Origin of the sequence: Nocardioides zeae, from assembly GCF_030818655.1 — a bacterium.
GTDB lineage: Bacteria > Actinomycetota > Actinomycetes > Propionibacteriales > Nocardioidaceae > Nocardioides > Nocardioides zeae_A.
In genome coordinates, this window is the sequence record NZ_JAUTAN010000001.1 from 3,403,070 (window position 1) to 3,417,560 (window position 14,491).

13 protein-coding genes are annotated in these 14,491 nt (G+C 74.3%); 12 read left to right on the top strand and 1 reads right to left on the bottom strand.

Features of this window, described 5'->3' with window-relative positions; translation table 11 throughout:
• Positions 1–106: 106 nt before the first annotated feature.
• Genes QE405_RS16135 through QE405_RS16150 form a run of 4 tightly spaced genes read left to right on the top strand, consistent with a single transcriptional unit; the run spans position 107 to position 3,245 of the window.
• Positions 107–658 (top strand): molybdenum cofactor biosynthesis protein MoaE, encoded by a 552-nt coding sequence (locus QE405_RS16135; protein ID WP_307202586.1) that lies wholly within the window; start codon positions 107–109, stop codon positions 656–658.
• Positions 655–1,671: a GTP 3',8-cyclase MoaA gene (gene moaA / locus QE405_RS16140; RefSeq protein ID WP_307202587.1), complete on the top strand. Its 1,017-nt coding sequence runs from the start codon at positions 655–657 to the stop codon at positions 1,669–1,671. The genes QE405_RS16135 and moaA overlap by 4 nt, the downstream gene beginning before the upstream one ends.
• A 52-nt stretch (positions 1,672–1,723) precedes the next feature.
• Complete coding sequence (locus tag QE405_RS16145; RefSeq protein ID WP_307202589.1) at positions 1,724–1,960, top strand: MoaD/ThiS family protein; 237 nt, start codon at positions 1,724–1,726, stop codon at positions 1,958–1,960.
• Positions 1,953–3,245 (top strand): molybdopterin molybdotransferase MoeA, encoded by a 1,293-nt coding sequence (locus QE405_RS16150; protein WP_307202590.1) that lies wholly within the window; start codon positions 1,953–1,955, stop codon positions 3,243–3,245. Before QE405_RS16145 ends, QE405_RS16150 begins: the two co-directional genes overlap by 8 nt.
• A 109-nt stretch (positions 3,246–3,354) precedes the next feature.
• Here the strand turns inward: QE405_RS16150 and QE405_RS16155 are convergent, their stop codons facing one another.
• Positions 3,355–4,275, bottom strand: a complete 921-nt coding sequence (locus QE405_RS16155) for an AEC family transporter (protein ID WP_307202592.1) — start codon at positions 4,273–4,275, stop codon at positions 3,355–3,357.
• 194 nt (positions 4,276–4,469) lie between these two features.
• Here QE405_RS16155 and QE405_RS16160 point away from each other — a divergent pair, with 194 nt between their 5' ends.
• From QE405_RS16160 to QE405_RS16195, 8 genes are all read left to right on the top strand, one after another.
• A complete protein-coding gene (locus tag QE405_RS16160; RefSeq protein ID WP_307202594.1) occupies positions 4,470–5,915 on the top strand; it encodes a molybdopterin-dependent oxidoreductase in 1,446 nt (481 codons plus the stop codon).
• 624 nt (positions 5,916–6,539) lie between these two features.
• On the top strand, positions 6,540–7,244 hold the full coding sequence (locus tag QE405_RS16165) for a fasciclin domain-containing protein (RefSeq protein WP_307202596.1): 705 nt from the start codon (positions 6,540–6,542) through the stop codon (positions 7,242–7,244).
• A gap of 35 nt (positions 7,245–7,279) precedes the next feature.
• Complete coding sequence (gene sigK / locus QE405_RS16170) at positions 7,280–7,912, top strand: ECF RNA polymerase sigma factor SigK (RefSeq protein WP_307202599.1); 633 nt, start codon at positions 7,280–7,282, stop codon at positions 7,910–7,912.
• Positions 7,909–8,691, top strand: coding sequence for an anti-sigma factor (locus QE405_RS16175; protein ID WP_307202601.1), 783 nt, complete (start codon positions 7,909–7,911; stop codon positions 8,689–8,691). The genes sigK and QE405_RS16175 overlap by 4 nt, the downstream gene beginning before the upstream one ends.
• Positions 8,688–10,856, top strand: coding sequence for a DUF1365 family protein (locus QE405_RS16180; protein ID WP_307202603.1), 2,169 nt, complete (start codon positions 8,688–8,690; stop codon positions 10,854–10,856). The genes QE405_RS16175 and QE405_RS16180 overlap by 4 nt, the downstream gene beginning before the upstream one ends.
• Positions 10,853–12,268, top strand: a complete 1,416-nt coding sequence (locus QE405_RS16185) for an SAM-dependent methyltransferase (protein WP_307202605.1) — start codon at positions 10,853–10,855, stop codon at positions 12,266–12,268. The genes QE405_RS16180 and QE405_RS16185 overlap by 4 nt, the downstream gene beginning before the upstream one ends.
• Entirely contained in the window at positions 12,265–13,626 is a 1,362-nt protein-coding gene (locus tag QE405_RS16190; protein ID WP_307202608.1) for an SAM-dependent methyltransferase, read from the top strand. The genes QE405_RS16185 and QE405_RS16190 overlap by 4 nt, the downstream gene beginning before the upstream one ends.
• Positions 13,623–14,465, top strand: a complete 843-nt coding sequence (locus QE405_RS16195; RefSeq protein ID WP_307202610.1) for a DUF1295 domain-containing protein — start codon at positions 13,623–13,625, stop codon at positions 14,463–14,465. The genes QE405_RS16190 and QE405_RS16195 overlap by 4 nt, the downstream gene beginning before the upstream one ends.
• Positions 14,466–14,491: the final 26 nt, after the last annotated feature.

The following is a 14,491-nucleotide window of genomic DNA, read 5'->3' on the forward strand; positions in this document are numbered from 1 at the left end:
ACGGGTTCCGCGAGGTTGGCACCGACGGTCGACTTCTGGTCGCTGCGCGACGACACCACGACCCCGACGCCGCGCATGCTGGTCGTCCCCCGACCCGGAGGTTGCCATGACCACCACGTCCGTCCCCGCCCGCACCGAGCACCGCACGGACACGACCTGGTGCCTGGTCGCGCCCCACCTTCCCGACGCCGCGAGCGCCCACGACTGGGCCGTCCGCGACCGCACGGGGGCGGTGGTGACGTTCCAGGGCGTCGTCCGCGACCACGGGCCCGACCGGGAGCAGGTGCGGGCGATCGACTACGAGGCCTACGCACCGGTGGCCCTCGACCGGCTCGTCGAGGTCGCCGCGGCCGCGGGCGCGGCCTTCCCCGGCCTGGGACCGGTCGCATTGTGGCACCGCACCGGGCTGGTCGCCCTGGGCGCAGCCAGCGTGAACGTGACGGTCGCGGCGGGCCACCGCGGGACCGCCTTCGACGCCGCGCGCTTCTGCATCGACGTGCTGAAGGCGACCGTGCCCGTCTGGAAGGTCGAGCACGACGGCACCGGCTCCCACCGCGCGGACGCCGGGGCCGCCGTACCGGTGTCGGTGGCCGCCGCGGCCCGGGCCTGGCTGGCGGGCCACCACGGCAGCGACCCGGGCTGCCGGGAGTGCGCGTGACCCTCCACGACCTGCGGGGCCGGCCCCTGCGCGACCTGCGGGTCTCGGTGACCGACCGCTGCAACTTCCGGTGCGCCTACTGCATGCCCCGCGAGCTGTTCGGCGCCGACCACGCCTTCCTGGACCGCGGGGACCTGCTCTCCTTCGACGAGGTCGAGGAGCTGGTGCGCGCCGCGGTGGAGCTCGGCGTCACCACCGTGCACCTCACGGGGGGCGAGCCGCTCCTGCGCCCGGGCCTGCCCGACCTCGTCGCGCGCCTGGCCGCCATCGGCGGCCTCGACCTGGCGATGACGACGAACGGGGTCCTGCTGCCGCGGCACGCCGCCGACCTAGCCGCCGCGGGCCTCGACCGGGTCACCGTGAGCCTCGACGCGATCGACGACGCCGTGTTCCGCCGGGCGAGCGACAGCCCGTTCGGCGCCTCGGCGGTGCTCGCCGGGATCGACGCCGCCCGCGCCGCGGGCTTCGGCGACGTCAAGGTCAACGCGGTCGTGCGCCGCGGCGTCAACGAGCACCAGGTCGTGCCGCTGGTCGAGCACTTCCGCGGGACCGGCCACGTGCTGCGCTTCATCGAGTTCATGGACGTGGGCGCCACCAACGGCTGGACCGACGCCGAGGTCGTGCCCGCCGCGGAGATCCTCGCGGCCATCGGCGCCCGCTGGCCGCTCGAGGACCTCCCGGTACGCCGCTACGGCGAGACCGCGCGCCGGCTGCGGCTGGCCGACGGCTCGGCCGAGATCGGCGTGATCAGCTCGGTCTCCACCCCGTTCTGCGGGACGTGCACGCGGGCGCGGGTGACCGCGGAGGGCCGGATCCACACCTGCCTGTTCTCGACCGGCGGCACCGATGCCCGTGCACTGTTGCGCGGTCGGCGGCGGCCCGGGGACCTCGCGGAGCTGCTGTCCGGACTGTGGAGCACGCGGTCGGACCGCTACTCGGAGGTACGCGCGGAGGTCCGCGCGGCGGGCACCCGCCGGGCGGCACCGGTGGAGATGTCGTACATCGGCGGCTGAGGCCGGCGGACCAGGTCGACCTGACGACCGACCAGGAGAAGGAGGACGGACCATGGCCAGGCTGCTGCTCTTCGCGACGGCCCGCGACGCCGCCGGGACGACGCGCGACGCGTTCGACGTCGCCACGCTGGGCGAGCTGATGACCGCCGCACGTGACCGGTACGGCGCACCGTTCGCCCGCGTGCTGCCCGGGTGCCGGGTGTGGGTCAACGGCGAGGACGTCGCCGACGACCGCCCGCTCGCCGTCGGCGACGAGGTCGCGGTCATCCCGCCGGTCGCCGGTGGCTGACACCCGGCCGCCGGCGGGCGCGCCCGGCGGCTGCTGCACGGACGACCCGACGCTGCGGGGGGTCGAGGACCTCCTCGCCGACGTGCTCGGCGACCTCGCCGCCACCGTGCCGGTGGCCGTCGCCCCGTCCGAGGACCCCGCCGGCGTCCTCGGGCTGGTGCTCGCCGAGGACGTGCGGGCCACCGCTCCCCTGCCGGGCTTCGACAACGCCGCCATGGACGGGTACGCCGTCGACCACCGCGACGTCGCCGACGCCACGCCCGACGCGCCGGTCACGCTCCCCGTGGTGGGGGCCGTCGCGGCCGGTTCCGGTGGCGCCCCTCCCCGCGTCGCGCGGGGCCGGGCCGTCCGCATCATGACCGGCGCCCGGATGCCCCCGGGCGCGACGGCGGTCGTGCCGTGGGAGTCGACCGACCGCGGCTCCGCGCGGGTCGAGGTGCACCACGGCGTCCACGAAGGGCGCCACGTGCGCCGTACGGGCGAGGACGTCGCGTGCGGCGACCTCGTCGTCGCCGCCGGTACGACGCTGCGGGCGCGCCACCTCGGCGTCCTGGCCGCGCTGGACGTGCGCACGGTGCGGGTGCACCCCGCGCCCCGCGTCGCGGTGGTCGCCACCGGGTCGGAGCTGCAGCCCGCCGGGGAGCCGTTGCGTCCCGACGGGATCCGGGACTCGGGCGCGACGCTGGTCGGCGCCTCCGTCGTCGAGGCCGGGGGCGTCGTCATGGCGACCCGCACGGTCCCGGACGACCCCGCCGCCCTGGAGCAGGCCCTCGCGGAGGTCGCCCCGCTGGCCGACCTCGTCGTGACGACCGGCGGCGTCTCCGAGGGCGACCACGACGTCGTGCGGCTGACGCTGGCGGGCCGCGGGTCGATGTGGTTCGGCCGCATCGCGATGCAGCCGGGCAAGCCGCAGGGCTTCGGCCGCCTCGAGGCCGGCGGACCGCTGCTCTGCTGCCTGCCGGGCAACCCGGTCGCCTCCTTCACGTCGTTCCACGTGCTGGTGCGCCCTGCGCTCGCCCGGTTGCGCGGCGCCTCCGTCGCCTGGCCGACCTCGTCCGCCGTCCTGGCCACCGACCTGGACTCGCCCGCGGACCGGCTGCAGCTCGTGCGCGCCACCCTCGAGCACGGGGACGACCTACCGCGGGTCACGCCCGGTGGCACGGCCTCGCACATGGTGGGGGCGCTCGCCCGCAGCGACGTGCTCGTCGTGGTGCCCGTCGGCGTGACGCGGCTGAGCGCCGGCGCGACCGTCACCGTGCTCCGGATCGACCCCGAGCCGCTTTAGGCGGACCGACACTTTCCCCGGTCGACCGGGGAAAGTGTCGCTTAGACCATCAATATTGATGGTCCAAGTGGCGTGTTCCCCGGTCGACCGGGGAAAGTGCCGCGATCCCCTACGCCACCAGCGCCGCGGCGACCGCCACGGCGGGGACGGAGAGCACGGTCGAGGCGAAGACGACGTCGCGCGCGAGCACGATCCCGCGGTCGTAGCGCGTCGCGTGCACGAACACGTTCTGCGCCGTCGGCAGCGCCGAGAGCACGGTGACGGCGAGCAGCGGCGTGCCCTCGAGGCCCAGCACGTAGAAGCCGACGGCCCAGGCGACGACCGGCTGCACGACGAGCTTGAGCCCGACGATGAGTCCCAGCTCCGGGGCGTCGCCGAGGCCGGGGCGGGGGCCGAGGCGGAGGAACACGCCGTACGCGATGAGCATCGACGGCACCGCCATCCCGGCGACGAGCTCCAGCGGGTCGTGGATCGGGCGGGGCAGGGTGAGGTCGGTGCCGGCCAGCACGAGCCCGATGACCGAGCCGACGGTCAGGGGCGTGCGGAGGGGGCGGCTGACGATCCGCCACACCGACAGCCGCTCCTCGGCGACCGCGACGTCCATGACCGTCAGGGCCAGTGGTTGCAGCACGAGCAGCTGCATGAGCAGCACCGGGGCGACGAGCGCCGCGTCGCCGAGCACGTAGGCGGCGATGGGGATGCCGAGGTTGCCGGCGTTGACGTAGGCGGCGCACAGGGAGCCCACCACGGTGTGCGCCAGGTCGCGGTTGAACACGAACCGCGCGAGGAGCACGTAGACCACGACGTTCACCACCACGGCCACCGCCGACGCCAGGAGCGCGCCGGAGAAGAGGGAGCCGATGTCGGCGTCCTCGAGCACCGTGATCAGCAGGGCCGGGCTCGCGACGTAGAACGCCAGCAGCGACAGCGCCCGCTGTCCCGGCAGGTCGATGATCCCGAGGTGCGCCAGCAGCATGCCGAGGCACACGAGCAGGGTGATGGTGGTGAACCCCTCGAGCACCGCCGTCACGGGGCGCACGCTATCTCTCGATCGGACCCATCCCTCCGACGACCCGTGACGAACCACCTCCATGGACACCAGCGCATCCCCCCGCCGTCGCGGCCAGATCCTGCTGGCCGCGGCCGGCGGCGTGCTCGCCACGGTCGTCGGCATGGCCGTCGGCCACCTCGTCGCCGCGCTCGTCGACCCCGCCGCCTCCCCAGGTGCTGGCGGTCGGCTCCACCGTCATCGACCTCGCGCCCACCCCGGTGAAGGAGTGGGCGGTCGCCCAGTTCGGCACGGCCGACAAGCCCATCCTCATCGGCTCGGTGCTGGTGGTGACCCTCCTGCTCGCGGCCGCCGCCGGGGTGGTCGCGCGTCGGCGCTTCGCGGTGGGGCTCGTCCTCCTCCTCGTGCTCGTCGGCGTCGCCGGGCTCCTGGCGCTGCTGCGCCCGACCGCCGGTCCGCTCGACGTGGTGCCCGCCCTCGCCACGGCCCTGGCCGGCGGCGGTGCCCTGTGGTGGTTCCACCGCGCGACGGTCGGAGCGCCCGCCCCCGCGGACGGCACCACCGGCGTCGACCCCGACGGCGACCCGGACTCGCGCCGCACGCAGGGCCCCACGCGCCGCGGCGTGCTCATCGCCTCCGGCGTGCTCGCGGGCACGGCGGTCGTGGCCGGTTCCGTCGGCCAGTGGATCTCCACGGTCCGCACCCGCATCGGCAACATCGTGCTGCCGAAGCCGGCCGAGGCAGCGCCCGCCCTGCCCGAGGGCCTCGACATCCCCGACCTGTCGCCGTTCCGCACGCCGAACGACCAGTTCTACCGCGTCGACATCAACCTCAGCGTGCCCGTCGTCGACCACGAGTCGTGGACCCTGACGGTCGACGGCGATGTCGAGAACGAGCTCACCATCACGTGGGACGAGCTCCTCGACATGGAGATGGTCGAGCGCGACATCACGATGACCTGCGTCTCGAACGACGTGGGCGGCCAGTACGTCGGCGCCGCCCGCTGGCTGGGCGTCCCCCTGAAGACCATCCTCGACCGGGCCGGCGTCGGCGACCGGGCCGACCAGATCCTCTCGACCGCGGTCGACGGCTTCACGATCTCGACCCCGCTCGACGTCGCCACCGACGGGCGCGACGCGCTCGTCGTGGTGGGCATGAACGGCGAGCCCCTGCCCCGCGAGCACGGCTTCCCGGTGCGGCTCATCATCCCGGGCATCTACGGGTACGTCGGCTCGACGAAGTGGCTGACCAAGCTGACGCTCACGACGTACGACGACGACGTCGCCTACTGGACCGAGCGCGACTGGGCGACCGACGCCCCCGTGAAGATCTCGTCGCGCATCGACGTGCCGAAGGCCGCGACGACGGTCGACCCCGGCACCGTCGTGATCGCCGGCGTCGCGTGGGCGCAGACCCGCGGCATCGCCAAGGTCGAGGTGCAGATCGACGGCGGGGCGTGGCAGGAGGCCACGCTCGGGCCCGATGCGGGCGTCGACTACTGGCGGCAGTGGTACTACGAGTGGGACGCCAGCGACTCCGGCAACCACGCCTTCACCGTCCGCGCGACGGACGAGGACGGCGAGGTGCAGACCGACGTGCGCATGTCGCCGTTCCCGGAGGGCTCGAGCGGGTACCACACCCGTGCCGTCATGGTCGCCTGACGACCGCGCTCCCGCGGGCCCCAGCGCCCGCCCCCCTCGCCCGTGGCGGGGACACCTCAAGCCGAGGGGTGTCCCTGCCACGGGTCATTTCCGGCCATCTCCGGGACGTTGCCGGGACGTCATGCGAAGCGCCGGCCCCGGGCACCGGACCGCATGACGTCCCGGGGTACGGCGCTGGGCGAGCCAGCGCCGTACGCCAGTCCCCGACGCCCGACGCCCGCCGCCCGACGCCCGCCGCCCGCCGCCCGCCGCCCGACGCCAGAAATGTGCGCGTGGGTCAGGCCCTGCGCGATCCGAGGCACCCCATCTGCACAGTTCTCGGTCCCCACCGAGAACCCACCCCGGCCACCCACCCCGGCCACCCACCCCGGCCACCCACCCCGGCCACCCACCCCGGCCACCCACCCCGGACGTCATGCGAGGCGCCGGCCCCGACCGCCGCACCGCATGACGTCCCGGGGACGGCACGGCGCGAGCGAGCCCCCGGAGGAACCCCGAAAAAAACTTCCCCCGTCACCAATCCACCCCGGCGGGGGTGGCGAACAACGTGTGTAAGCCCGCCGCGACCGGCACATCCCCCAGGTGCCGGTAGGGGAGCGGGACCACGACAGGAAGGTCAGCACGATGAAGACTCTCAACCGCCGCTCCACGGTCCGCCGCGCGAGCGGGATCGCTGCTCTCGCCCTGACCATGTCGGTCGGCCTCGCCGCGTGCGGCGACGACAGCAGCGAGGACACCAACGACGGCACCTCGAGCCCCGACACGAGCGAGTCGTCCGACTCCGGCATGTCGGAGGACCCGAGCATGGGCGAGTCGTCGGACGGCGCCATGGAGGACACCACCTTCGGTGAGGCCTGTGACCAGATCCCCTCCTCGGGTGCCGGCTCCCTCGAGGGCATGACCGTCGACCCGGTCGCCACCGCCGCCAGCAACAACCCGCTGCTCAGCCAGCTCGTCGGCGCCGTCGGCATCGTGCCGGGCCTCGCGGACACCCTCAACAGCGCCGAGGCGCTCACGGTCTTCGCGCCGTACGACCCGGCCTTCGAGGCGATCGACCCCGCCACGATGGAGTCGCTGACGGCCGACCCGGAGGCGCTCGGCGCGATCCTCGGCTACCACGTGCTCCCCGAGCGCATCGAGCCCGACGAGATCGCGGGCACCTACGCCTCGTTCGCCGGCCCCGAGGTCACGGTCGAGGGCGACTCGTCCGGCATGACGGTCGGCGCCGAGGGCACCGAGGCGACCGTGCTGTGCGGTGGCATCCAGACGGCCAACGCGACCGTCTACGTCATCGACTCCGTGCTGATGCCGCCGGCCACCACCGAGTGACCACGCAGCACTGAGGAACCAGGGACACTTCTCCCATGACGACCCTTCGTTCCGTGCCCTCCGGCGACCCGCCGGAGGGCACGGGCGGCCGTGGCCCGGCCGCCGACCTGCCCGATGAGGTGGGACCGCGTCTCGCGGAGCTCCTGCACCGTTCCTCCCTGGGGGACGAGCAGGCCTTCGCGGAGCTGTACGACGCGACCTCGGCGCGCCTGCACGGCCTCGTCCTCCGCGTGGTGCGCAACCCCGCGCAGGCCGAGGAGGTCACGCAGGAGGTGTTCCTCGAGGTGTGGCGCATGGCGAGCCGGTTCGACCCGGCCCGTGGCTCCGCCCTCTCCTGGCTCATGACGATCGGCCACCGCAAGGCGGTCGACCGCGTGCGCTCCGCGGAGGCGTCGACCCGCCGCGACACGACGTACCACCAGCAGACCCAGCCCGTCGACCACGACGCGACGGCCGACGCGGCCCACACGTCGCTGGAGGCCCAGCGGGTCCGCACCGCACTGCAGGCGTTGACCCCCGTGCAGCACGAGGCCGTGAGGCTGGCCTACTTCGGGGGTTACACGCACACCGAGGTGGCCACCATGCTCGACTTGCCGGTGGGCACGGCGAAGACGAGGATTCGAGACGGCCTGATCAGGCTGCGCGACGCGATGGGAGTGGGACAGTGAACGACATCCACGCCCTGTCGGGCGCCTACGCGGTGGACGCCCTGTCCGACGAGGAGCGGGCCGGCTTCGAGGAGCACCTCGAGGCGTGCTCCTCCTGCCGCGAGGAGGTCGACTCCCTGCGCGAGGCGGCCGCCCTGCTCCCCGCGACCACCGCGACCACGCCGTCGCCGGCGGTCCGCGCCGCGGTGCTCGCCGACATCACCCAGGTCCGTCCGCTCCCGCCGCTCGTGGCCCACGGCCCCGAGGCGGACGATGGCCGCGCGGCCGTCGCCGGAACGGTGGTGCCGCTGCGGCGGCACCGGTTTCGCACGGCGCTGGTCGCAGCTGCTGCGGCACTGATCGTGGCCGGCGGCGTGGGCGTCGGGATCAGCCAGCTCGACGACGACCCGGACGGCACCTCGCAGGAGGCCGCGCCGGAGACGGACGACCTGGAAGAGGTCCTCACCGCCTCCGACGTGCAGGTCGTGGAGGCGTCGACGACGCTGCCCGAGGGCACGCACGCCTCGGTGCACTGGTCGCCGTCGCTCGGCAAGGCGGTCCTGGTCACCGACGGCATGCCCGCCGCCCCGGAGGGCAAGCTCTACGAGCTCTGGTACCAGAACGCCGCCGGCGACATGGTCCGTGCAGGCCTCATGCCCGAGGGCGAGGACAACACCGTCCTCCTCGAGGGTGACGGGTCCGACGCCAAGGCCGTGGGCATCACGGTCGAGCCCGCGCCGCACGGGTCCGAGGAGCCCTCCTCCGACCCCGTCGCCTTCTTCGCCCTCGAGGACGCATGACCGCCACCCCCCGGCGGCTCGCCGTGGTGGGTTCCGGCGTCGCCGGCCTGACCGCGGCGTACGTCGCCTCCAAGAACGCCCACGTGACCCTCTACGAGGCCGACGCGCGGCTCGGAGGGCACGCCGACACGCACCTCGTGACCGTGCCCGACGGGCGCGGCGGCGAGCAGCTCGTGCCCATCGACACCGGTTTCATCGTGCACAACGAGCGCACCTACCCGGTGCTGCTGCGGATCTTCGCCGAGCTCGGCGTGGCGACGCAGGACTCCGAGATGTCGATGTCGATCCGCGACGACTCCGCGGGACCGCACGGCCTCGAGTGGGCGGGCGCCCTCAAGCTGGCCGGGCTGTTCCCGACGTGGCGCAACGCCACGCGCCCCGCCTTCCTCCGCATGCTCGCGGAGATCCCGCGCTTCCACCGCCGCGCGCGGCGGCTGCTCGAGTCCGAGGCCAGCGACGTCGACGCCCGCGTCACGTTCGGCGAGTTCCTCGACGCCGGGCGCTTCTCGCCGACGTTCCGCACCCACTTCGCCGAGCCGCTGGTCGCCTGCGTGTGGTCGACCGACCCGGCGCAGGCGCTCGACTACCCGGCGCGCTACCTGTTCCGGTTCCTCGACCACCACGGCATGCTCGGGATCTTCGGTTCCCCGCAGTGGCGCACGGTCTCGGGCGGCTCGCGGGAGTACGTCGCGCGCATCGCCGCCCGGCTCCCCGACGTGCGTGTCGGGACCAAGGTGACGAGCATCGAGGAGACCCCCGACGAGGTGCGGGTGACCGACGGCAACGGCCAGGTCGCGGCGTACGACGCGGTGGTCGTGGCCACGCACCCCCACCAGGCGCTGGCGATGCTGGCGGCCCCGACCCCGGCGCAGCGCGAGCTGCTCGGGGCGATCACCTACACGCCGAACACCGCACAGCTCCACACCGACGCCTCCCTCCTGCCGCGGCAGGAGAAGGCGCGCGCGTCGTGGAACTACCTGCGCCGCGACCCCGCCACCCTTGCCGACCTGCCGTCGGTGGAGGAGCGCGGCGGCCCGGTGACGCTGACCTACGACCTCAGCCGGCTCATGCGGGTGCCGCACCTGCCAGGGGCGCCCGACACGCGCTTCCTCGTCACGCTCGGCGGGCTCGACCTGGTGGACCCGGCGCAGGTCATCGACACGATGGAGTACGAGCACCCGCTCTACACGCGGGAGTCCGTCGCCGCCCAGGCCCGGCTCGGGGAGTGCGAGACACCCCGGGTGGCCTTCGCCGGTGCCTACCACGGGTGGGGCTTCCACGAGGACGGCGCGCGCTCCGGCCTGCAGGCCGTGACCCGGCTCGGGCTCGGCTGGCCGGAGGACGGTGCCGGCGCGGGGCGCGGCCGGCACGCTGCCCGCCGTCCGGGCGCACCGGCCGGCACCGACCCCGCCGGCACCGACCCCGCCGGCACCGTCTACCGCACCACGGTGCGGCACACCCGGCGGCGACCGTGGAAGCGGAGCTTCGCCCACACGTCGTCGACCTGGGTGGTCGACCTCGACGACCTGCCCGACCACGGCCGCACGGCCTGGACCCGCGGCAGCTTCGAGGCACGCGACCACCTCGGCGAGCCGGAGCGCTCGCTGCGGGCCAACGTCGAGGCGTTCCTCGACCTGCACGGCATCGAGCTCGCCCGCGGCGGTGACCGGGGCCGGATCCTCATGGCCGCGCAGCCGCGTGCCTACGGCTACTGCTTCAACCCCATCAGCGTCTTCTGGTGCTTCGCCGGCGACCAGACCCTCGCCGACGTGCCGGTCGCCGTGGTGGTCGAGGTGCACAACACCTACGGCGACCGCCACGCCTACCTCGTGCACCCGGACGCCGCGGGGCGGGCCGAGACGACGAAGGCGATGTACGTCTCGCCCTTCCACGGCACCGACGGCACCTATGCGGTCGCCGTGCCCACCCCGACCGCCGGGCCGGACGGGAGGCTGCACGTCGCCGTCACCCTCCGCACCGACGACGGCGCCACGTTCAGCGCGTCGCTGACCGGTCGTCCCGACGCCCGACCCAGCGCCGCGTGGCGCGCGGCACCCGCGACGCTGCGGGCGTCGCTCCTCATCCGCCTGCACGGCATCACGTTGTGGGCGCGACGGCTGCGCATCCAGCCGCGCCCCGAGCACCACCAGGAAGGTGTCCGATGACCACGGAGATCCCCGAGTCGTCCCACGGGTCCTCGTCCGTCCCCGCCCCCACCGTGCCCCGGGCCCCCGCGCGGGTCGACGCCGCGCGCTGGCCCGGGCTCGACGTCGTGCCCTCCGGGCCCCGCGCTGCGGCGTACGCCCGGGTCGCGCGCGCCCTGTTCCACGGCGTGGTGAACCGCCTGGACCTCACGGTCCGCGTCGGTCCCGGCGCCGACGCCCCCGTCTGGGGCCGCGGCGGTCCGGAGCTGGTGCTCCGCCGCCCCGACGAGTTCTTCGCCCGCCTCGGGCGCCACGGGCTCATCGGCTTCGGTGAGGCCTACCTGACCGGTGCCTGGGACGTGCCGTCGCCGGCAGAGGGCGGCACCACCGGCGCGCTCGGTGAGGTGCTCACCGTGCTCGCCGCCCAGATGCCCACGCTGGTGCCGCAGTGGATGCAGCGGCTGCGCGCGGCGTACGTCTCCCGCCCGCCGTCCCACCAGGTCAGCTCGCAGGAGAACAGCCGCGCCAACATCGCGCACCACTACGACCTGAGCAACGACCTCTTCGAGGCGTTCCTCGACCCGACGATGAGCTACTCCTCCGCGCTCTTCGAGCACCAGGCGATCCCCCGGGTGGACGCGGTGGGTGCGCACCACGTGGCCACCTCGCCCGACCCGCGCGACGCCGCCTCGCTGGAGGAGGCGCAGGGCCGCAAGATCGAGCGGCTGCTCGACGCCGTCGGCGTCGGCGAGGGCACCCGCGTGCTCGAGATCGGCACCGGCTGGGGCGAGCTGTCGCTGCGCGCCGCCCGCCGCGGGGCCCGGGTGCACTCCGTGACGCTGTCGACGGAGCAGCAGGCGCTCGCCCGCGAGCGGGTCGCCGCCGCCGGGTTCTCCGACCGGGTCGACGTCGAGCTGTGCGACTACCGCGACGTGGTGGCGCCGGAGGGCGGCTACGACGCGGTCGTGTCGGTCGAGATGATCGAGGCGGTCGGCTACGACTACTGGGGCACCTACTTCGCGAAGATCGACGAGGTGCTCGCCCCCGGTGGCCGCGCCGGCATCCAGGCGATCCTCATGCCGCACGACCGCATGCTCGCGACCCGGCAGACCTACACCTGGATCCACAAGTACATCTTCCCGGGCGGTTTCCTGCCCTCCGTGCAGGTCATCGACGAGATCACCCGTGACGAGACGGCGCTCCGCCTGCTCGGCGGCGCCGACCGGCTCTCCTTCGGCGGGCACTACGCCGAGACGCTCCGACGCTGGGACGAGCAGTTCCTCACCGCCTGGGGCGAGCACGTGTCGGGCCTGGGCTTCGACGCCACCTTCGCGCGGATGTTCCACTTCTACCTGGAGTACTCCCGCGCGGGCTTCGCGTCCGGCTACATCGACGTCCAGCAGCTGGTGCTGGAGAAGGAGGCCGGTCGATGACCGCCACCCCTGCCGACCGGTCCACCGCCCCCAGCGGGGTCGCCGACCGCCTCGCCGAGGCCCTGCGTCCCTTCGTGGGCGGCGACCTCCCCGTGCGCCTCCGCGCCTGGGACGGCTCCGAGGCCGGTCCCGTCGACGCGCCGCTGGTCGAGCTGCGCAGCCCCGCCGCCGTACGCCGCCTCGTGCGGCACCCCGGCGAGCTGGGTGCCGCGCAGGCCTACGTCACGGGCGAGCTCGAGGTGCACCACGACCTCGACGACGCCCTCACCCACGCCTGGTCGGTCGTCGCCGAGCGCAACCTGTCGGGCGTCCGCCCGGGTCCGCAGGCGTACGTCGCGGCCCTCCGCGCCGCCGTCGACACCGGCACCGTCGGCCCGGGGATGTTGCTGAGGCCCCCGCGGGCCCCGCGCAGCCAGGCGCAGGTGGGTGGTCCACTCAACGCGCTGCTGGGCCGTCGTCTGCACTCGAAGCTGCGGGACCGGCTGGCGATCAGCCACCACTACGACCTCTCCAACGAGTTCTACTCGCTGATCCTCGACGACCACATGGCCTACTCCTCGGCCTACTACACGCAGCCGCCGAGCACCCCCGGCTACACGCTCGAGGACGCCCAGGCCGACAAGCTCGACCTGGTCTGCCGCAAGGTCGGGCTGACCGAGGGCGCGACGTTCCTCGACGTCGGCTGCGGCTGGGGCTCGCTGTCGCTGTACGCCGCGGAGCACTTCGGCGCGAAGGTCACCGGCGTGACGATCGCCGCCGAGCAGAAGAAGTTCATCGACGCCCGCATCGCCGAGCGCGGGCTGGGCGACCGGGTCGAGATCCGGCTGCAGGACTACCGCGACGTCCCCGAGGCCCAGGGCGGCGCCGGGCACTTCGACGCCGTGGCGAGCCTGGAGATGGGCGAGCACGTCGGCCAGCAGAACTACCCGACGTACGCCAAGGTGCTCCACGACGCCGTCAAGCCCGGCGGTCGGGTGCTGGTGCAGCAGATGTCGCGCTCCGGCGGCCGCAAGGGCCACCCGGGCGGCGGCCCGTTCATCGAGTCGTTCATCGCGCCCGACATGCACATGCGGCCCGTCGGCGAGACGGTCGACCTGCTCGAGGCCGGCGGCCTCGAGGTGCGCGACGTGCACGCCCTGCGCGAGCACTACGTGTGGACCGTCGACGCCTGGATGGAGCGCTTCTCCAAGGCGGAGGCGCGGCTCACCGAGCTCGTCGGCGAGGAGGTCGTGCGGGTCTGGCGGCTCTACCTCGTCGGTGGCCGCATGGCGTTCCGCGACGGCCGCATGGGCGTCGACCAGATCCTGATGGTGCGTCCGGGAGCCGCGCACACCCTCCCGCCGCGCCGGGACTGGTGAGCGCGCTCGTCGCGGCCCTCGTGGCCGCGGCGGCCACGGTGACGGTGCTGATGACCGCCACCGCCGTGGTCGCGCGACGGGTCGGCCGGCTGGCCGTCGTCGACGTGGTGTGGGGTGCCGGATTCGTGCTCGTCGCCCTGGTCGCCGCCGTGGTCACGACCGTCGTCGACGCCGGCGGCGGCGGCACGGTGGCGCAGCGCTGGCTGCTCGTGCTGCTGGTCGCCGTGTGGGGCGGTCGCCTCGCGTGGCACATCCGCTCGCGGGCGCACGGGCTGCTCGGTCCCGGCGAGACCCCGCCCGAGGACCCGCGCTACGCGCAGCTGATGGAGGGCAAGCCGTTCTCCTACGCCGTCACCCGCGTCTTCGTCACGCAGGGCGTCGCGATGTTCGTCGTCGCCCTGCCCGTGGTGGTCGGCGCGGCCGTCGCCGTGCCGGCGTCGTCGTGGCAGCGGTGGCCGATCGTGCTGGGCGTCGTCGTGTTCGCGGTCGGGCTGGCGTTCGAGGCCCGGGGCGACGCGCAGCTCGCGGCGTACAAGGAGATCCCCAAGCCGGAGCGGCCGCCGGTGCTGGACACGGGCCTCTGGGCGTGGACGCGGCACCCGAACTACTTCGGCGACGCGACGGTCTGGTGGGGCCTGTGGCTCGTCGGCGGCCTGGGTTCGGGGTGGGTCGCGGGTCTGGCGACGGTCGTCGCGCCGATCGCGATGACCTACTTCCTCGCGTTCGCGACGGGGGCGCGACTGCTCGAGCGCGAGATGATGCAGCGCCCGGGCTACCCGGAGTACGCCGCGCGCACCTCGATGTTCGTCCCGCGGCCCCCGCGTCGTCGCGCCGGGTGAATCCCGCGGGGGGGGTTCCGGCAGGA